The organism is Hyphomonas sp., from assembly GCF_041689225.1.
GTDB lineage: Bacteria > Pseudomonadota > Alphaproteobacteria > Caulobacterales > Hyphomonadaceae > Hyphomonas.
On sequence record NZ_JBDNGN010000046.1, the window covers coordinates 25,783 to 44,245 of the forward strand.

The following is an 18,463-nucleotide window of genomic DNA, read 5'->3' on the forward strand; positions in this document are numbered from 1 at the left end:
GCCCCCTGAAACGAACCTCGCCAAAGATCCTGATGACCCCTGTCGACCTTCTCAAGTCCTTGAGCGGCCCAGCCAGCTTTTCCGGTGCGCCCTTCGGCCCAGACCTCATCACGTTCTGTCGTGCACTCGAGGCGCGGGGCGGGATTGGCCTGTACGTCGCGCGCGACGACAAGAGTGCGAGCACGGCCCGCCGCCTGGCACAATTCATCTCGCCACGCCTTGACTGTGTCGACCTGCCGGGATGGGACACCTTGCCCTATGACCGGGTCAGCCCGACGCCGGGGGTTGCGGCCCGCCGGTGCGCGGGTCTCGCCCGGCTCGCCCGCTACGAACCCTCCCAGGGCGCCCTTCTCGTCGTCACGACGGCGACGTCTCTGGTGCAGCGCGTGCCGCCTGTCTCGACACTGCGCCGGGCGTCCTTTTCGGTGTCCATTGGCCAGTCCGTCAGCCAGAAGGACCTGACCGAATATCTCTCGGTGAACGGCTACGTCCGGGCAGGTACGGTACGCGAACACGGTGAGTTCGCCATTCGCGGCGGAATCATCGATATTTTCCCGCCTACTTCGAGCGAGCCCTACCGGTTGGACTTCTTCGGCGACACGCTGGAAACCCTGCGGACATTCGACACGGAGTCCCAGCGCTCGTCGGGGGATGCACGTTCAGTAGCGTTTGCACCAGTCAGCGAGATTCTGTTTGATGACACGGTCCTCAGCGGGTTTCGCGAGCACTACCTGGCGACGTTCGGCCCCCCGTCTGGCGACCCGATGTACGAATCGGCCCGTGCATCCATTCGGCGTCAGGGCGTCGAAGCATGGCTCCCGCTGTTCCATGACCACCTCGAAACCCTGTTCGATTATATTGGTGACGAGGCCCTCATCGGCTTCGGGCATTTGTCTGCCGAAGCATCAGCCGAGCGCCTCGCGCAGGCGCTGGATTACTATTCCGCGCGGCTTGACGCCGCTGGCGGCGACCCGGCAATAGCCAGGGTCCTGGCGCCATCGGCTCTTTTCCTTGAATCGTCAGAACTCGACCAGCTGCTCTCGACGCACGCCGTCGTCCGCTTCAGCCCGGCAGAAGCCACCGGGGGCGCCTATGACATGGGCGCGCGGCTTGGCAGGAATTTCGCACCGGAACGCCTGCGCCCCGACGAAAACATATTCGAAGCGGCCATCGCGCATGCGAAAGCCTTGTATGCATCCGGCAAGCCTGTTGCCTTCGCGGCCTGGTCTGCCGGGTCTGCGGATCGCCTGATTAACGTCATGGCGGATCATGGATTGCCCGATCTGGTGCAGGTCCACTCGCTCGAAGCCGTGCGCAAGACCGATTTTACTGTGGTCGAGGTTCCACTTGAGTCCGGGTTTGTGACTCCCGATCTCGCGGTGATCTCCGAAGCGGACATTCTGGGTGACCGGCTCGCGGCCCCGCGACGTCGCCGCAAGTCAGCGAGCTTCATCACGGATGCGTCCGCCCTGTCGCCGGATGATCTCGTTGTCCATGTCGATCACGGTGTAGGTCGCTATATCGGTCTGAAGACACTCGACCTCACCGGCGCGCCGCACGATTGCCTCCAACTCGAATATGCCGGCGGAGACATGATCTTCCTCCCGGTCGAAAACATTGACCTGATCAGCCGCTACGGATCGGAAGAATCTGAAAGCCAGCTTGATCGCCTCGGCGGTGCCGGCTGGCAGACCCGCAAGGCCAAGGCCAAGAAGCGCATCCTCGAGATGGCCGCAGAACTGATGGCCATCGCCGCAGAACGCGCTCTGAAACGCGCCGACGTGCTGGCGGCGGGGCAGGGGATGTATGAAGAGTTCGCGGCCCGTTTTCCATATGAGGAAACAGACGACCAGTTGAACGCGATCGAAGACGTGCTGGGAGACCTGGCGTCAGGTCGGCCGATGGACCGCCTCGTTTGCGGCGACGTGGGTTTCGGCAAGACGGAAGTCGCCTTGCGCGCCGCGTTCATGGCAGCGATGAGCGGCAAGCAGGTCGCCGTGATCGCGCCGACAACGCTGCTGGCGCGCCAGCACTACAAGACATTCTCAGAGCGCTTTGCAGGCTGGCCTCTTAAGGTGCGCCACCTGTCCCGGCTTGTCGGTCAGCGTGAGACTGTGGAAACACGTGACGGACTGGCCAACGGCAGTGTCGATGTCGTCATTGGCACACACGCGCTTCTCGCCAAGGCGATGGACTTCAAGCGCCTCGGCCTGCTGGTCGTCGATGAAGAGCAGCGCTTCGGCGTGAAGCACAAGGAACGCCTGAAGGAACTGAAGACCGACGTCCATGTGCTGACCCTGTCCGCCACGCCCATCCCGCGCACGCTCCAGATGGCGCTTACCGGCATTCGCGACCTCTCCATAATCGCGACACCACCGGTCGACCGCCTCGCTGTGCGAACCTACATCACCGAAGAAGACACCGTCACGCTTCGCGAAGCCTTGCTGCGCGAGAAGTATCGCGGCGGGCAGGCCTTCTTCGTGGCACCGCGCATCCAGGATCTCGACAAGCTGGAGAACTTCCTCTCGGCACAGGTGCCCGAAGTGTCATTCGTCGTCGCTCACGGCCAAATGGCTGCGAGCGAACTCGAAGACATCATGAACGCCTTCTACGACGGAAAATATGACGTGCTCCTGTCCACGACCATCGTTGAAAGCGGGCTCGATATCCCGCGCGCCAACACGCTGATAATCCACCGCGCCGACATGTTCGGCCTGGCCCAGCTTTACCAGCTCCGCGGGCGCGTCGGCCGCTCCAAGCTGCGCGCCTATGCCTATTTCACCACGCCACGCGATAAAGTGGTGACGGAAATGGCCGAAAAGCGCCTGAAAGTCCTGCAATCCTTGGATAGTCTCGGCGCCGGCTTCCAGCTAGCGAGCCACGATCTCGACATGCGCGGCTCGGGCAACCTGCTCGGCGACCAGCAGTCCGGCCAGGTGAGGGAAGTGGGTGTCGAGCTCTACCAGTCCATGCTGGAAGATGCCGTCAAGGCGCTTCGCTCGGGTGCACGCGGCGGCGACGAAGTCGTCGATGACTGGTCACCGCAAATCAATCTCGGCGTCGCGGTGCTTATCCCGGAAGACTATGTCGAAGATCTCACGATCCGCTTGTCGCTCTATCGTCGCCTCGCCGAGATCAGCACTGCATCCGACCGCGAGTCCTTTGCGGCTGAACTTATCGACCGGTTCGGCCCGCTCCCGGAGGCAACACGGCAATTGCTGGAGGTCACCGCGATCAAGGTACAGTGCAAGGCGCTAGGCATCTCGAAGCTCGACTCCGGCATCAAAGGTGCTGTCTTTGCCTTCCGTCCGGATACGATCATGGATCCAGCGCGATTGATGGAACTCGTCCGCACCCGTCCGAATGTGCTGAAACTCCGCCCGGACTCCAAGCTCGTCCATTCCGGACTGGGCGGCGAACCGGAACGCCGACTGGTCAGCGTCAAAGCCTTCCTCAAGGAACTGGAATCCGTCTCGGGTCTCGTATCGGCCTAGGCTGCGTCGAGACGCATGAAGGGGCCGGACAGGGCCGCTTCGAGCAGGGCTTTCGCCGTATGGAAATTTCGTTTTTCAACGACCCGCCAGTTCAGCGTGAGACTGGCGAGTTCGTCCACCTCCGCGATGGCCTCTGCAATCCGCTTCGAGAGTTGGACAGCGCCATGGTAGGAGGTCAGTGGCATCGACACTGCAATCGTGCCGGTTTCGACGACAGCCGCGCAGTCTGTTTCTCGCAAGAGGGGACCCAGACAGGTCGCGAGCCTGTCCAGGAGTCGAACATCGCTCCGGTGCTCACCAACCAGTTTCAGGGTCATGACTGACAGCGCATCAGCCCGCTGGTTCGCCACGTCTATTTGGCGTTCAAGGTGCGCCGCCAGAAACGCGCTAGAATACAAGCCTGTCATATCATCGCCAACGCCACGTGTGATTGATGCCGTTGGCCTCGCGGGCCGCAAGGCCTGATACTTCCGCGCCAGGAACGCGATCCGCTTCACCACACCCGGCTCGGGATCCTGGCATTCGATGATTTCGTCGGCATGTGAAAGCAGGTCCTGTGCGTCATCCGGCGGGCGATTGTCGCCATCAACCAACGCAAGGATCGGCAAGCCGTTGAGCATTTCCCCCGGTCCTGACCCACCCGACAAAAGCGCGCTGCTTTCGCTGGCCGCAGTCATGTCGACCAGCGCCGCTGAAAACCTGCGGGTCGACAAATAGTCGCTGGCCATGTTGCACGACAATGCGGCGGTTACAGACACGCCTCCGGCTCGCAGAGCGTTCTCCAATGACAGGAATATAGGGGAACTCTGGCCAAGATAAAGGAGTTCAGGGGCCTCATCGGGCGACGCGACGGATGCTACGATCCCCAACGCCTGCGCCGTTTCGGCGCGAATGGCGACTTCCATGCTTCGCGCCTCCCGGCGTGCCATCGCAGACAACCGCCCTTTCAACATTCCCAGGTCCCGGTCACGCCGGACCGTGAGCGCGTCAGACAGGAACAGTCCCGCGTCAGCGGTATCGAGAATGATCAATCGGCGGGTCAGACCGCGAAGGCAGGCTTTGTGGCAGGTCTCCAGCACCGCCATGGAAACGCTGGCCAAATCAATGAGAAGGGGATCGGATGCATCGAAATCCACCGCATCTCCGCTCGCATACGGGCGCATACCGCCCGATCGCAGGCGCGCGGCCACAATCTTGAACCGCACACCCGTCGCGGCGACTTCGATTGGCGGGTCCATGTAGGTCAGGTCAGGCATGAATTTCTCGAAACACTCCAGCGGTCGACGCTGGGACACCCCTTCCTTTTGCCGGTTTCACACTTAAAGTTCCGCTAATCAGGCTGCATTGGCCAATCGAGAACGGGAGAAGATGATGGCGAGTGGGCCACTGGACGGTGTCAAAATTGTTGAATTCGCTGGAATCGGTCCGGGACCGTTCTGCGGCATGCTATTGTCCGACATGGGCGCTGACGTGGTCCGCATTGATCGCGCCGGCGACGGCAAGCCTGGCCGCGCCGCGGACGTCATGAGTCGCGGACGCCGGTCGATCAGCCTGAACCTCAAGGACCCGGCGGACGTCGAAGTCGCCCTGAAACTGATCGAGAAGGCCGACGGCCTGATCGAAGGGTTCCGGCCAGGCGTGATGGAACGTAACGGCCTTGGGCCGGATCCCGTTCTCGCGCGGAATCCGAAACTCGTTTACGGTCGCATGACCGGCTGGGGACAGTTCGGCTCGCTGTCGCAAGCGGCTGGCCATGACCTCAACTATATCGCTCTGACCGGCGCGCTCCACGCCATGGGCCGCAAGGATGAACGTCCGAGCCCGCCACTCAATCTTGTCGGCGACTATGGCGGCGGCGCACTCTATCTTGCGATGGGCCTGCTTGCCGGCATCGTGAACGTCAAGAATGGCGGCAAGGGTCAGGTCATCGATGTCGCGATGACAGACGGCGCGGCGTCACTCTCCACCATGTTCTTCGGTATGAAAGCCATGGGTGTGTGGACCGATGATCGCGAGTCGAACTTGCTCGATGGCGGCGCACACTTCTATGACACGTACGAATGCAGTGACGGAAAATGGGTCTCCATCGGTTCGATCGAGCCGCAATTCTACGCACTACTGCTCGAGAAGACCGGCGTCACCGACCCGGAATTCAAGTCCCAGATGGACCGGTCGAAATGGGCTCGGCTCAAGGCCAAGCTGACCGCGATTTTCAAAGGCAAGACGCGCGACGATTGGTGCGCTATCATGGAAGGTACCGACATCTGCTTCGCGCCGGTTCTGTCCATGGCAGAGGCACCGAGCCATCCTCACAATGCGGAGCGCAAGACATTCGTCGAGGTCGAGGGCGTCGTTCAACCAGCCCCCGCGCCACGATTCTCCGGCACGCCTGCAGAAATCCAGCGGCGCCCCGCCGGACTCGGCGAGCATACCGAAGAAATCCTGCGTGACTGGCACGTCAGCCGCTGATGAGCGCGCTTGCGGGAACCACGGGCCGGCGGCGCATCTACCTGATGCGCCACGGCTTCGTGGACTATACGTCGGCAGCCGTCCGAAAGGCCCGCGACCCATCGATTGCCGTGCTGACCGAAGCGGGGGAATTCGAAGCCAAGGCGGCGGGCGTGGCGCTGTCCGAAGTTCACTTCGATCTCGCGATCTGTTCCGGGCTCAAGCGGACCCGGCAAACGGCTGAAATTGTCCTGATGGAACATCCGAATGCGCCGGCTCTTGAAGAAGAATCTCGCTTCGGCGAAGTCCGTTCCGGCCAATACATCGACTTCCATTCAGCCGAGCATCTGGCCGCCACCATGACATTCACGTTCGAGCAGGCGGGTGAGCCGGGTGCCCAGTTCCTCGAAGGGGGCGAGAAATTCTCCGATGCCCTTGAACGCATCCTGGAGGGCCTGAGCGACCTGTTGATCCGACCCGGTTGGGCCATCGCCCTCGTCGTCGCGCACGAAGTCGTCAATCGCATGGTTCTCGCCTCTGTCGTGGGGGCACCGCTCGGCGCTAGTGCGGGCTTCGAGCAGGACACCGGTTGCATCAACATCATCGATTTCGACATGGTGCCGACGGAAGACGGCACAGGCACCCAGATCGAGCGGGGCGTCGTGAAGGCGGTGAACCTGACACCGGCAAACTACCTCAAGAACGGCATGAACCTGCGCAGCCTCGAAGCTATCTTCACCCGCCCGGCTCCTGGCACTTGATCAGAATGCCGCAACTCGCCTCTCAGGTGAACATAACATAACAAGCGGGCACGGGTCCGTTCAGATAGGATTCGCTATTGACCAACCTGTCGGTGCCGCGTTTTTAGGCTTTTTGCCAGAACAACGCATTGACGTCCTTCTTGCTTTACCTCGGCCGCCCTTCGGGGCGGCCATTTTCTTGCGCCGCAGCATTTTGCGGATAAGGTCCCTCCATCTGAACAAATGGCGAGGGCTGACAATTGAAAACTGTAATGACGAGTATGCTGGTACTGGCGGCCCTGACGGCCTGCTCCCCGAAAGCACCGGCGCCCGCAGAATCAGTCCCTGAGCCCGAATCAGCCGCCCAATTGCATGAACGGCTGCTCGTGCTTGATTCCCACCTCGATACGCCTGCGAATCTTTCAAAGCCTGGCTTCGACATCATGGCCGACAATCCGAGCGTGCTCGGCAGCGTCCAGGTCGACCTGCCGAAAATGACGCGCGGAGGCCTCGATGGCGGTTTCTGGGTGATTTTCATGCCGCAAGGGCCCCTCGACGAAGCGTCCTTTGAAGCCGCAAGAACGGCGGCACTCACCCGTAGTGATGAGATTCTTACGATGGTCTCCGATCACCCCGAATCGTTTGAACTCGCCTACACATCCGAAGATGCCGCCCGCATCGCCGCAACCGGAAAGCGGATCGTCTACCAGTCCATCGAAAACAGCTATCCGATCGGGACAGACCTTTCGCTGGTGAAGACCTTCTATGACCGCGGCGTCCGCTTCATCGGCCCGGTGCATTTTCGCGATAACCAGTTCGCCGACAGCGCAACGGATCTCTCCGCCAGCGACTTCGGCGGCCTCAGCCCGCTCGGCGAGGATCTGGTGAGGGAAGCCAACCGCCTCGGCATGGTCCTGGATGGGTCCCACGCGGCTGATTCGACGGTTGATGACATGATCGCGCTGTCCACCACGCCACTGATTCTTACGCACACAGGCGTCAAGGCCGTCTACGACCACCCACGAAACATCAGTGACGATCTTCTGCGCAAGATCGCAGACGATGGCGGCGTCATTCAGATCAACGCCTATGGCGGTTATCTCGAAGCGCTCTCGCCCACGCCGGAGCGCCAGGCCGCACTGGACGAACTTCAGACGGAATTCGAAGGCATTTCGCCGATCACGGCGGATGCCGAGACGCGCGAGCGCTACATGGCCCGCATGGACGAAGTGGACGCGTCATTTCCGCCCCCTCGTTCCACGTTCGAGAAGTTCATGGAGCATATGAATCACGCCCTCGAAGTGGTCGGACCTGACCATATTGGCATGGGCGCCGACTGGGACGGCGGCGGGGGCGTCGAAGGCATGGAAGACGTATCCTTCCTGCCGAAAGTCACCGAACGCCTTCTGGCTGAGGGCTATTCCGAGGCCGATATCCAGAAGATATGGAGTGGCAACATGCTGCGGATGCTTCAGCAAGCCGAAGCGGGCAAAGAGATCCCTTTGCCCCAATAGGGCAGGGGAATACATAATTCGCGGGTTTGGTGATGTTCAGACCTTGCAAAGCCGGTTTGGCGTCTGTAAGAGGCCCGTTCCAGTTCACACGCTGAAAATGCGCAACAATCCGGATACCTGTCATGGCAGTTCCTAAGAGCAAAATCTCCAAGTCCCGTCGCGGCATGCGCCGTTCGCACGACCGGCTTGCAATGAATACGTACATTGAAGACGCCCAGTCGGGCGAGCTTCGTCGCCCGCATCACATCGACATTAAGACCGGCATGTATCGCGGTCGTCAGGTGCTTGAGCCAAAGGGCGATATCTAGTCTGGTTGCGGATTTGCGCGCACGAGACTAAGGGTTCCAGCGCCTCCCGCCATCCGGCTGGGGGCGCTTTTTACATCTGACGCCGAAAACAATTGAGGGGCACAAGACCGCCATGAGCGAGATCATCGACATTCACGCACGCGAAATTCTCGACAGCCGGGGCAATCCGACCGTGGAAGTCGACGTTACCCTTGATGATGGCTCGATTGGCCGCGCTGCCGTGCCTTCGGGCGCGTCGACTGGCGCCTATGAAGCCCACGAGCAACGCGACGGCGACAAGTCACGCTACGGCGGCAAGGGCGTCCTCAAGGCTATCGACGCCGTGAACGGCGAAATCTACAATGAACTCGAAGGCATGGACGCGACCGACCAGCGCCTGATCGACATGATGATGATCGATCTGGACGGCACGGAGAACAAATCCCGCCTCGGCGCTAACGCGATCCTGGGCGTGTCCCTGGCCGTTGCCAAGGCAGGCGCTGAAAGCTGCGCCATGCCGCTCTACCGCTATATCGGCGGCGCCAATGCCCGCGTCCTGCCAACGCCGATGATGAACATCATCAATGGCGGCGAGCATGCCGACAACCCGATCGACATACAGGAATTCATGATCATGCCGGTCAGCGCCGAGAGCCTGACGGATTCGGTCCGCATGGGCGCAGAAGTCTTCCACGCCCTCAAGAAAACGCTTAGCGATGCCGGTCACAATACCAATGTCGGCGACGAGGGTGGTTTTGCGCCAAATATCGGTTCGACCGAAGAGGCGATCGGCTTCATCATGAAAGCCATCGAAAAGGCAGGTTATGCGCCGGGCGAAGACATCGCGCTCGCGCTCGATGCGGCCTCGACCGAATTCTACAAGGACGGCAAGTACCACCTCGCGGGCGAGAGCAAGATTCTCGGATCTGACGAATTCGCCAAATACCTCGCCGACCTCTGCGGCCGCTATCCGATCATCTCGATCGAAGACGGCATGGCTGAGGACGACTGGGATGGCTGGGTCGCGCTGACCGAAATGATCGGCGACCGCATCCAGCTCGTGGGCGACGATCTCTTCGTGACGAATCCGGAACGCCTCTCGACCGGCCTCCAGAAGGGCGCTGCCAACTCGATCCTGATCAAGGTCAACCAGATCGGCACGCTGTCGGAGACGCTCGATGCCGTCGAACTGGCGCATCTTCACGCCTACACCGCCGTCATGTCCCACCGCTCCGGTGAAACCGAGGACACAACGATTGCGGATCTCGCAGTGGCCACCAATTGCGGGCAGATCAAAACCGGGTCGCTGTCCCGCTCCGACCGGATCGCGAAATACAACCAGTTGATTCGCATCGAGGAAGAGCTCGGCCCGATCGGCATCTATGCCGGCCGGTCGCGCATCAACGCGGAATAGCGCAAACGCGCGGTTAACCAATCGCGTCTACAGATTTGCGCCATGGTATCCCGCCTCGAGGCCCTTGGGCTCAGCCTGCTTGTGCTTTACTTCGCCTACCACGCATTTGCGGGGGAGAAGGGCCTTGGCCGTTGGTCGGATGCCCAGCTGGAACTCGAGGACCGCAAGGCCGATCTGGCCAGAATCGAGGCCGATCTGACGCGCCTGCGCACCGATATCCGCCGCCTCACACCGGGATCGGTCGACCCCGACTTTGTCGAAGCCCTGGCGCGCGATAAGCTGGCTTTCGTTTACCCAAACGAGATCGTCCTGATGGCGTCAGCGGGCAGCATTGCAAATTGACATAGATGTTCTGACTTGTCGCCGCGGAAACGCGCATACATAAGACGGATAAGGGATGGAGTTATCTAATGGCGACAAAACCTAAGAGTGCAAAAAAAGCACCGACAAAAACAAGCAAGGCCGACATGCTCGCATATTATCGTGCGATGCTGTTGATCAGGCGCTTCGAAGAGAAGGCCGGCCAGCTCTACGGCATGGGCAAGATTGCCGGATTCTGCCACCTCTATATCGGTCAGGAAGCGGTCGTCACCGGCATGCAGGCCTGCCTCAAGGATGGCGACCAGGTCATCACCGGTTACCGCGACCATGGACACATGCTTGCCTGCGGGCTCGATCCGAAAGGCGTCATGGCCGAACTCACCGGACGCAGTGGCGGCCTGTCCAAAGGTAAGGGCGGCTCGATGCACATGTTCAGCCGCGAGAAGAACTTCTTCGGCGGTCACGGCATCGTCGGGGCGCAGGTGCCACTTGGCACCGGTCTCGCCTTCGCCAACAAGTACAAGGACAATGGCAATGTCAGCCTCGCCTATTTCGGCGACGGCGCGGCCAATCAAGGCCAGGTCTACGAGGCCTTTAACATGGCCTCCCTCTGGGACCTGCCGGTCGTCTATGTCATCGAGAACAACCAGTATGCCATGGGCACCAGTGTTGCCCGCGCCTCGGCCGAAGTCGAACTGTTCAAGCGCGGCATCAGTTTCGAGATCGAGGGCGAAGCCGTTGACGGCATGGACGTGCTCGCGGTCAAGGAAGCCGGCGAAAGGGCCGTCAAATATGCCCGCTCCGGCAAGGGGCCCTACATTCTGGAAATGAAGACCTACCGCTATCGCGGCCACTCCATGTCCGACCCTGCCAAGTATCGCAAACGCGAAGAGGTCGACGACATCCGCACCCATCACGATCCGATCGAAGGCCTGAAGGGTCAGTTGGTCGAAGCCGGCCATGCCACGGAAGAGGAACTCAAGAACATAGACAAGGAGATCAAGGGCATCGTCAAGGACGCCGCCGACTTCTCGCTCGAAAGCCCCGAGCCCGATCCGTCCGAACTCTGGACAGATGTCCTGCGCGAAGTGGAGCCCGTCTAGATGTCCGTCGATATTCTCATGCCGGCCCTGTCACCCACCATGGAAGAGGGTACGCTCTCCAAATGGCTGAAAAAGGAGGGCGACACCGTCTCCTCCGGCGACGTGATTGCCGAAATCGAAACCGACAAGGCGACGATGGAAATCGAAGCCGTGGACGAAGGCATCCTTGCCAAAATCCTCGTGGCTGAAGGCACCGAAGGCGTCAAAGTGAATGCCGTCATCGCTGTCCTCGCCGAAGAGGGCGAAGACGCGGGCAGCGTGAAGCCGTCATCGAACGGTGTTGCAGCGCCTGCCGCCGCTCCAAAAGAACAACAAGCAGAAGCCAGCGAGTCTGCGCCCGCGCCCAAGGCCGAATCCGAAGACGCGCCCGCCGCAGCCATCCTCTCGGACCCCTCCATTCCCGAAGGCACCACCTTCACCGAAACCACGATCCGCGACGCCCTGCGCGACGCCATGGCTGAAGAAATGCGCCGCGACGAAACCGTCTTCGTCATGGGCGAGGAAGTCGCCGAATACCAGGGCGCCTACAAGGTGACCCGCGGACTGCTGCAGGAGTTCGGCGCCCGCCGCGTCGTCGATACGCCGATCACGGAGCATGGTTTTGCCGGACTCGGCGTCGGCGCCGCCTTTGGCGGACTGAAGCCCATCGTCGAGTTCATGACCTTCAACTTCGCCATGCAGGCCATCGACCACATCATCAACTCCGCCGCCAAGACGCTCTACATGTCCGGTGGCCAGATGGGTTGTCCCATCGTGTTCCGCGGCCCTAACGGCGCAGCCTCCCGCGTCGGCGCCCAGCACAGCCAGGATTATGCCGCCTGGTACGGTGCCATTCCGGGCCTCAAGGTCGTCGCGCCCTATGACGCTGCCGATGCCAAGGCCTTGCTCAAGGCCGCGATCCGCGACCCCAACCCGGTCGTCTTCCTCGAGCATGAACTCATCTACGGCACCAGCTTCCCCGTGCCAGACCTCGACGACTATGTCCTGCCCATCGGCAAGGCTGCCGTGAAACGCGCCGGAACGGACGTCACCCTCGTGGCCTATTCCCGCATGGTTGGCTTCGCGCTGCAGGCCGCCGACGAACTGGCAGAGCAGGGGATCAGCGCCGAAGTGGTCGACCTCCGCTCCATCCGCCCGCTCGACACCGCCACCGTCGTCGAAAGCGTCAAGAAGACCAACCGTATCGTCACCTGCGAAGAAGGCTGGCGTTACATGGGCATCGGCGCGGAAATCTGTGCCACGGTCGTCGCCGAAGCCTTCGACTATCTCGACGCCCCACCGGCCCGCGTCCACCAGAAGGACGTGCCCCTGCCTTACGCCGCCAATCTCGAAGCGATGAGCCTCCCCAGCGTCGCCGACATTGTCGCAGCAGCCCGCAAGGTCTGCTACGCGGATCAGGAATAGCGCCATGAGCATCAACATCACCATGCCCGCCCTCTCTCCCACGATGGAAGAGGGCACGCTCGCCAAATGGCTCGTCAAGGAAGGCGACACCGTCTCCTCCGGCGATATCATCGCGGAAATCGAGACCGACAAGGCGACGATGGAAGTCGAATCCGTCGATGAAGGCATTATCGCGAAAATCCTCGTCGCTGAAGGCACCGAAGGCGTGAAGGTCAACGCCGTCATCGCCGTGCTCGCAGAAGAAGGTGAGGATGCGTCCTCGATCAAAGCCCCCACGCCATCCACTCCCCCGGCGAAAGCCGGGGCCTCAAGCAACGAAGACAAGAAGCCCGCCGCCCAGCCTGCTCCAGCGGCAAAGCCGCAAGCTGCACCGGCACCAAAGCCACAAACCTTCGCCTCAACGCCTGTCTCCGGCGACCGCATCAAGGCCAGCCCCCTCGCCAAACGCATTGCCGGCCTCAAGGGCATCGACCTCTCCGCCCTCAAAGGCTCCGGCCCGCGCGGCCGCATTATCAAGCGCGATGTCGAAAACGCCCCGCCCGGCAAGGTTGACGCATCCGCTGCCAGATCAGGCGCGCCCGCCCCGGACGGCCTCATCCTGCCACAAATCCTCGACCACCGCGTCTATGCGCCCGACAGCTATGAGCTGAAGCCGCTCGACGGTGTCCGAAAGGTCGTAGCCAAGCGCCTCACCACCAGCTTCATGCAGGTCCCGCACTTCCCGCTGACCATCGATCTAGAGCTCGATCATCTCCTAGCCAGCCGCGTCGCCATCAATGCTGCCGCACCTGAAGGCGTAAAAGTCTCGGTCAACGACCTGCTCATCAAGGCCTGTGCCATGGCCCTGATGGACGAGCCCGACTGCAACGCATCGTACACGGACAAGGGCATCGCTTATCACAAACACGCCCATGTCTCTGTCGCGGTCGCCATCGACGGTGGCCTGATCACACCGGTCATCTTCAATGCCGAAGACAAGGGCCTCGCCGACATTTCCGAGGAGATGAAAGACCTCGCCGCCCGCGCCCGCGAGCGCAGGCTAAAGCCGCAGGAATACAGCGGCGGCACGTTCTCCATCTCCAATCTCGGCATGTTCGGCATCCGCAACTTCGCCTCGATCATCAATCAACCCGAAGGCATGATCCTGTCTGTCGGGGCGGGGGAGAAGCGCCCGGTCGTCAACGCCAAGGGCGACCTCGCCGTCGCCACGATAATGAGCGTCACGCTCACCTGCGACCACCGCGTCATCGGCGGCGCCGAAGGCGCGAAATGGCTGCAGGCCTTCAAGCGCTATGTCGAAACGCCGGAAGCGATGCTGCTTTAACGCGCGCCAAAACTCGAACGTGAAATGGGACAAGAGATGATCAAAAGTACCTGGCTAATTTTGGCGCTATCCTTGATGACCGCTTGTTCTCCACAAGCAACAGAACCGACATCGGCTCCTGAACCCGTATCAACTCCCGATCCAGTGGTTCAGTTCGATCCTGACAGGCTCAAGGCCATCGCAGACGTGTTTGCGACGGAACATGGCATGATGAACCTGTGCGGAGATGAGGTGCCCGTCCGCCTCACATTGTTCATGGCCGAACTAGGCGCATCGACAACGCCGTCCGAACTCGTGTCGAGCCTGATGGCCGCCAATGATGCGAAAATCGAAGAATTGCGTGTGACTAAAAAGGAATATGTCTGCACGCCTGAAATGTTTGAAAGCCGCGAGGCGAATTCCATGGCGGCTCAGGAAGAGTGGAACGTGATGCGAGGTGCCGAATGACCACCCAATACGACCTCATCGTCATCGGCTCCGGCCCCGGCGGCTATGTCTCGGCGATAAGGGCCAGTCAGCTCGGCCTGAAGACCGCCATCGTCGAGCGCGAGAGCCTCGGCGGCGTCTGCCTTAACTGGGGTTGTATCCCGACCAAGGCGCTGCTGCGCTCGGCCGAAGTCATGCACCTGGCTAAACACGCCAAGGATTTCGGCCTCAAGATCGACAAGGTCGAGGTTGACCTTGATGCCGTGGTCAAACGCTCGCGCGGTGTAGCCAGCCAGCTGTCCGGCGGCGTCAAATTCCTGATGAAGAAGAACAAGATCGACGTCATCGAAGGCACGGCCCGCCTCGAAAAAGGCGCGCCCGCGCCCAAGGTCATCGTCAAGGGCAAGGACGGCAAGGACACCACGCTCCAGGCCAAACACGTTATGCTCGCCACCGGCGCCCGTGCCCGCGACATCCCGCAGGCAGGCCTCGTCGCCGACGGCAAGCTGATTTGGACCTATCGCGAAGCCATGACGCCCGACGTCATGCCCAAGCGGCTCCTCGTCATCGGCTCCGGCGCCATCGGCATCGAATTCGCCAGCTTCTACAACGAGCTCGGCTGCGACGTGACCGTCGCCGAAGTCCTGCCGCGTATCCTGCCTGTGGAAGACGCTGAAATCTCAGCCATGGCCGAGAAGGATTTCAAGAAACAGGGTCTCAACATCATCACCAGCGCCAAGGTCGAAAACCTGAAAGCCGGCAAGAACACGGTCACCGCCGACATCACCAACAAGGACGGCAAGAAGGAGTCGCGCGAATTCGACCGCGCCATCCTCGCCGTCGGCATTGTCGGAAATGTCGAAAACCTTGGCCTCGAAGCCCTCGGTGTGAAGGTCGAGAAGACCCACGTAAACGTCGACGGTTTCGGCAAGACCGGCGTGCCGGGCCTCTACGCCATCGGCGACCTCACAGGCCCGCCATGGCTCGCCCACAAGGCCAGCCATGAGGGCGTCATCTGCGTCGAGTCGATTGCCGGCACCGGCAAGGCCCATGTCGAGCCGTTCGATGCGTCCAACGTCCCTGGCTGCACCTATTCGCATCCGCAGGTCGCCAGTGTCGGCCTCACCGAGGCAGCGGCAAAGGAAAAGGGCTACGACATCAAGGTCGGTCGCTTCGCCTTCATCGGAAACGGCAAGGCCATCGCCATGGGCGAAACCAACGGCATGGTGAAAACCGTCTTCGACAAGAAGACCGGCGAGCTGCTCGGCGCCCACATGATCGGCGCCGAAGTCACCGAGCTGATCCAAGGCTATGTCATCGCCCGGCAGGGCGAACTCACCGACGTGGACCTCGCCCACACCATCTTCGCGCACCCGACCATTTCGGAAACCATGCACGAAGCGGTGCTCGACGCCGACGGCAGGGCGCTTCACATCTAGGGCAGGGGCCTTGCCCGCAGGCATCCACCCTTATACGCAGGAGCCAGCCCAAATCACTGGAGGACCCTGCGTGACCCGTCACCTGTTTATCGGCCTGACTGCCCTCCTGCAGGGCGCCTCGGCGCTGATCAGGGACCGCGTCAACGGGTCCTTCGTAAACCTGCTTGGCGGCGGGATCATCCTCAGCGCACGCGGGGTTTGGTCATGACCAAAGCCATCTGCCTCAATGCCGATATCGGTGAACTGACCGGCGCCAATGGCCGCGCGCTTGACCGCGCGCTGCTGGACGTCGTCACCCGCTGCAGCATCGCCTGCGGCGGTCATGCCGGCGACCCGGAAAGCATGGCCGCCACCGTCAAGGCGGCAGACGCCCGCAACGTCCCGATGGGCGCCCACCCGTCCTACCCAGACCGCGAAGGCTTTGGCCGCAAGGAAATGAAACTGTCCCGGGTCGAGCTCAGTGCAACCTTGCTGAACCAGGTTCGTGCCCTTGCTGCCATCACCCGCGAACGCGGCGTCGCGATCTCCCACCTCAAACCCCATGGTGCCCTCTACAATACGGCCGCACGGGATGAAGACACCGCGCGCACCATTGTCGACGTGACGGTCCAGTCGCGCATTCCGCTCCTGATCGGCCCACTGAATTCCAGGCTGCAGGCGGCGGCTGACTATGCAGGCCTCCCATACCTCTCCGAAGGCTTTGCCGACAGGGCCTACGAAGCGTCCGGCGGCCTCACACCGCGCACAATGGACGGCGCCGTCATCGAGTCCGACGCAGACCGGATCCGGCAAGCGCTCCAGATCGCATCGAGCGGGACCGTCACCACCCGAACCGGCGAGACCATCGACCTCGCGGTCCGGACAATCTGCATGCATGGCGATACGCCCGGCGCCCTCGCCAGTGCGCGCAGCATCCGGGACGCGCTTCAGCATGCCGGTATCTCGGTCATCGCCGTCGAGCCATGAGTGATCCGGCCATCACCTTCTGCGGCGACGACGCGCTGCGCCTCTCTGCGCCGGGCAGGGACGAACGTCTCGCGCGCACAAGCCAGCTGCAAGCGACGGGCGATTGGATCGAAGTGGTGCCGGGCCGCCACGACGTGACCGTGCAGTTCGACCCGCTCGAACACACCCCTGCCGAGGCCATGGCGCACCTCTCCCGCACTCTTGCCACCCCCGCGCCACCCCCGTCCCGCACCCTCGAAACGGTCGAGCTACCGGTGCATTTCGGGGGTAAAAATGGGCCTGACCTCGCGGACATTTCCAACCGGACAGGCCTGTCTGAAACCGAGGTGGTTTCACGCCTCCTGTCTGAACCATTGCAGGTCGACATGCTCGGCTTCACACCCGGTTTTGCCTATATGTCGGGCCTTGATGCGGCGTGCGAAATTCCACGTCTCCTGCAGCCGCGACAACAGGTTCCATCGGGCTCGATAGGTCTCATCACAGGCCAGTGCGGCCTCTATGCCCTGGCGGGCCCCGGTGGCTGGCCGATCATCGGCCGAACGCCGGTGTCCCTGTTCGATGCCGCCTCCGACAATCCCTTCCGCCTGCAGCCCGGCATGCAGGTCCGGCTGGTCGACGCCGCCGCATCATGACCCTGACCATCCTTCAACCCGGCGTCCAGGCAACCCTTCAGGGTGCGCCGCGTATCGGGACCCGGCACCTTGGTGTACCAGCCAGCGGTCCGGCCGATCCCTTGTCCATGGCCCTCGCCAACCGCCTCGTCGGCAATGCCAGCGATGCGACCGCCATTGAAATCACCTTTGGCGGCGCAGCGATCCGGTTCGCTACACCCGTCAGCTTTGCCGTCACCGGCGCGCCGTCTGCACTGACACTTGCAGGACAGGTGATTGCTCCTCACGCCGCCCATACGGCGCAGGCGGGCGACGAACTCCACATCGCGCCCGCCCGTCAGGGCTGCCGCGTCTACGTCGCCATGGCGGCGAATATCGAGGCAAACGTGTTCCTCGGCGCGACATCGACCTATCTCCCGGCAGCCCTCGGAGGACACGCGGGCAGGGCGCTCAAGGCAGGTGACACGATCGGGCTGGCATTTATCCGTGTCACCCCATCCATGAAAACGCCGGAAGACCTGCATCCCGTCTGCAGCAACAGCTACGCATTGCGAGCCGTGGAGGGGCCGGACCTTCCAGCCTCGGCCCGTCACATGTGGGACGAAACCTTCACCGCCACGCAGCGCGCCAGCCGCATGGGTGTCGAACTCGAAGGCGCTTTTCCACACATTCCAGAGGACGTGAGCCATCCAAGCGCCGCCATCTTCCCCGGCGCGCTGCAACTCCCCCCCGGCGGACGTGGTTTCCTGCTCCTCGCCGACGCCCAGACCACCGGCGGCTATCCGCATCTGCTGCAAGTGATCCGCGCCGACGGGCACCTGCTGGGCCAGGTCCGCCCCGGTGACCGCATCCGTTTCCTGCACAGAACACAGCAGCAGGCGACCGAAGCCCTGCGTGCCAAGCAGGCCTTTCTGTCGGCATGGCTACCGGATTTTCACCTCTGAATCCGCGCCTCAGCTTGACTCCGAAGCA

Annotated in this window: 17 protein-coding genes; 16 read left to right on the forward strand and 1 reads right to left on the reverse strand. The window is 61.9% G+C overall.

All coding sequences use genetic code 11. The features are described 5' to 3' along the window. Positions 1-32 precede the first annotated feature (32 nt). Positions 33-3,494 (forward strand): transcription-repair coupling factor, encoded by a 3,462-nt coding sequence (mfd, locus tag ACESNB_RS03800; RefSeq protein WP_373004066.1) that lies wholly within the window; start codon positions 33-35, stop codon positions 3,492-3,494. Here mfd and ACESNB_RS03805 read toward each other — a convergent pair. Continuing rightward, positions 3,491-4,750 carry a hypothetical protein gene (locus ACESNB_RS03805; RefSeq protein ID WP_373004069.1) on the reverse strand — a complete coding sequence of 420 codons (1,260 nt, stop codon included), beginning with the start codon at positions 4,748-4,750 and terminating at the stop codon, positions 3,491-3,493. The two genes, mfd and ACESNB_RS03805, sit on opposite strands and share 4 nt — an antisense overlap. Positions 4,751-4,865: 115 nt before the next feature. Between ACESNB_RS03805 and ACESNB_RS03810 the strand changes: the two genes are divergently transcribed. The 15 genes from ACESNB_RS03810 to ACESNB_RS03880 all read left to right on the forward strand — a co-directional run bounded on the left by ACESNB_RS03810 (position 4,866) and on the right by ACESNB_RS03880 (position 18,435). Next, positions 4,866-5,963, forward strand: coding sequence for a CaiB/BaiF CoA transferase family protein (locus tag ACESNB_RS03810; RefSeq protein WP_373004148.1), 1,098 nt, complete (start codon positions 4,866-4,868; stop codon positions 5,961-5,963). Continuing rightward, positions 5,963-6,703, forward strand: a complete 741-nt coding sequence (locus ACESNB_RS03815; protein WP_373004072.1) for a histidine phosphatase family protein — start codon at positions 5,963-5,965, stop codon at positions 6,701-6,703. Before ACESNB_RS03810 ends, ACESNB_RS03815 begins: the two co-directional genes overlap by 1 nt. A 251-nt stretch (positions 6,704-6,954) precedes the next feature. After that, positions 6,955-8,196 (forward strand): dipeptidase, encoded by a 1,242-nt coding sequence (locus ACESNB_RS03820; protein ID WP_373004075.1) that lies wholly within the window; start codon positions 6,955-6,957, stop codon positions 8,194-8,196. Positions 8,197-8,318: 122 nt separating this feature from the next. Beyond that, entirely contained in the window at positions 8,319-8,504 is a 186-nt protein-coding gene (gene rpmF, locus ACESNB_RS03825) for a 50S ribosomal protein L32 (RefSeq protein WP_373004078.1), read from the forward strand. A gap of 112 nt (positions 8,505-8,616) precedes the next feature. Next, positions 8,617-9,897, forward strand: a complete 1,281-nt coding sequence (eno, locus tag ACESNB_RS03830; protein ID WP_373004081.1) for a phosphopyruvate hydratase — start codon at positions 8,617-8,619, stop codon at positions 9,895-9,897. A 42-nt stretch (positions 9,898-9,939) separates the two neighbouring features. Then, a complete protein-coding gene (locus tag ACESNB_RS03835; protein ID WP_373004084.1) occupies positions 9,940-10,239 on the forward strand; it encodes a septum formation initiator family protein in 300 nt (99 codons plus the stop codon). A gap of 68 nt (positions 10,240-10,307) precedes the next feature. Next, entirely contained in the window at positions 10,308-11,321 is a 1,014-nt protein-coding gene (gene pdhA, locus ACESNB_RS03840; RefSeq protein ID WP_373004087.1) for a pyruvate dehydrogenase (acetyl-transferring) E1 component subunit alpha, read from the forward strand. Further along, a complete protein-coding gene (locus ACESNB_RS03845) occupies positions 11,322-12,725 on the forward strand; it encodes a pyruvate dehydrogenase complex E1 component subunit beta (protein WP_373004089.1) in 1,404 nt (467 codons plus the stop codon). Positions 12,726-12,729: 4 nt separating this feature from the next. Next, positions 12,730-14,049: a pyruvate dehydrogenase complex dihydrolipoamide acetyltransferase gene (locus ACESNB_RS03850; protein ID WP_373004093.1), complete on the forward strand. Its 1,320-nt coding sequence runs from the start codon at positions 12,730-12,732 to the stop codon at positions 14,047-14,049. Positions 14,050-14,124: 75 nt separating this feature from the next. Beyond that, positions 14,125-14,496, forward strand: a complete 372-nt coding sequence (locus ACESNB_RS03855) for a hypothetical protein (protein WP_373004096.1) — start codon at positions 14,125-14,127, stop codon at positions 14,494-14,496. Then, complete coding sequence (gene lpdA, locus ACESNB_RS03860; RefSeq protein WP_373004099.1) at positions 14,493-15,914, forward strand: dihydrolipoyl dehydrogenase; 1,422 nt, start codon at positions 14,493-14,495, stop codon at positions 15,912-15,914. Before ACESNB_RS03855 ends, lpdA begins: the two co-directional genes overlap by 4 nt. A gap of 70 nt (positions 15,915-15,984) precedes the next feature. Then, a complete protein-coding gene (locus ACESNB_RS03865) occupies positions 15,985-16,122 on the forward strand; it encodes a hypothetical protein (RefSeq protein WP_373004102.1) in 138 nt (45 codons plus the stop codon). Continuing rightward, complete coding sequence (gene pxpA / locus ACESNB_RS03870) at positions 16,119-16,880, forward strand: 5-oxoprolinase subunit PxpA (RefSeq protein ID WP_373004106.1); 762 nt, start codon at positions 16,119-16,121, stop codon at positions 16,878-16,880. Before ACESNB_RS03865 ends, pxpA begins: the two co-directional genes overlap by 4 nt. After that, positions 16,877-17,512: an allophanate hydrolase subunit 1 gene (locus ACESNB_RS03875; protein WP_373004109.1), complete on the forward strand. Its 636-nt coding sequence runs from the start codon at positions 16,877-16,879 to the stop codon at positions 17,510-17,512. The genes pxpA and ACESNB_RS03875 overlap by 4 nt, the downstream gene beginning before the upstream one ends. Further along, a complete protein-coding gene (locus ACESNB_RS03880) occupies positions 17,509-18,435 on the forward strand; it encodes a biotin-dependent carboxyltransferase family protein (protein WP_373004113.1) in 927 nt (308 codons plus the stop codon). Before ACESNB_RS03875 ends, ACESNB_RS03880 begins: the two co-directional genes overlap by 4 nt. Positions 18,436-18,463: the final 28 nt, after the last annotated feature.

What these genes read in the sequence shown, in the direction of transcription:
- mfd (WP_373004066.1), top strand. Translation starts at nt 33, where the DNA reads ATGACCCCTGTCGACCTTCTCAAGTCCTTGAGCGGCCCAGCCAGCTTT.
- ACESNB_RS03805 (WP_373004069.1), bottom strand. Translation starts at nt 4,750, where the DNA reads ATGCCTGACCTGACCTACATGGACCCGCCAATCGAAGTCGCCGCGACG.
- ACESNB_RS03810 (WP_373004148.1), top strand. Translation starts at nt 4,866, where the DNA reads ATGGCGAGTGGGCCACTGGACGGTGTCAAAATTGTTGAATTCGCTGGA.
- ACESNB_RS03815 (WP_373004072.1), top strand. Translation starts at nt 5,963, where the DNA reads ATGAGCGCGCTTGCGGGAACCACGGGCCGGCGGCGCATCTACCTGATG.
- ACESNB_RS03820 (WP_373004075.1), top strand. Translation starts at nt 6,955, where the DNA reads ATGACGAGTATGCTGGTACTGGCGGCCCTGACGGCCTGCTCCCCGAAA.
- rpmF (WP_373004078.1), top strand. Translation starts at nt 8,319, where the DNA reads ATGGCAGTTCCTAAGAGCAAAATCTCCAAGTCCCGTCGCGGCATGCGC.
- eno (WP_373004081.1), top strand. Translation starts at nt 8,617, where the DNA reads ATGAGCGAGATCATCGACATTCACGCACGCGAAATTCTCGACAGCCGG.
- ACESNB_RS03835 (WP_373004084.1), top strand. Translation starts at nt 9,940, where the DNA reads ATGGTATCCCGCCTCGAGGCCCTTGGGCTCAGCCTGCTTGTGCTTTAC.
- pdhA (WP_373004087.1), top strand. Translation starts at nt 10,308, where the DNA reads ATGGCGACAAAACCTAAGAGTGCAAAAAAAGCACCGACAAAAACAAGC.
- ACESNB_RS03845 (WP_373004089.1), top strand. Translation starts at nt 11,322, where the DNA reads ATGTCCGTCGATATTCTCATGCCGGCCCTGTCACCCACCATGGAAGAG.
- ACESNB_RS03850 (WP_373004093.1), top strand. Translation starts at nt 12,730, where the DNA reads ATGAGCATCAACATCACCATGCCCGCCCTCTCTCCCACGATGGAAGAG.
- ACESNB_RS03855 (WP_373004096.1), top strand. Translation starts at nt 14,125, where the DNA reads ATGACCGCTTGTTCTCCACAAGCAACAGAACCGACATCGGCTCCTGAA.
- lpdA (WP_373004099.1), top strand. Translation starts at nt 14,493, where the DNA reads ATGACCACCCAATACGACCTCATCGTCATCGGCTCCGGCCCCGGCGGC.
- pxpA (WP_373004106.1), top strand. Translation starts at nt 16,119, where the DNA reads ATGACCAAAGCCATCTGCCTCAATGCCGATATCGGTGAACTGACCGGC.
- ACESNB_RS03875 (WP_373004109.1), top strand. Translation starts at nt 16,877, where the DNA reads ATGAGTGATCCGGCCATCACCTTCTGCGGCGACGACGCGCTGCGCCTC.
- ACESNB_RS03880 (WP_373004113.1), top strand. Translation starts at nt 17,509, where the DNA reads ATGACCCTGACCATCCTTCAACCCGGCGTCCAGGCAACCCTTCAGGGT.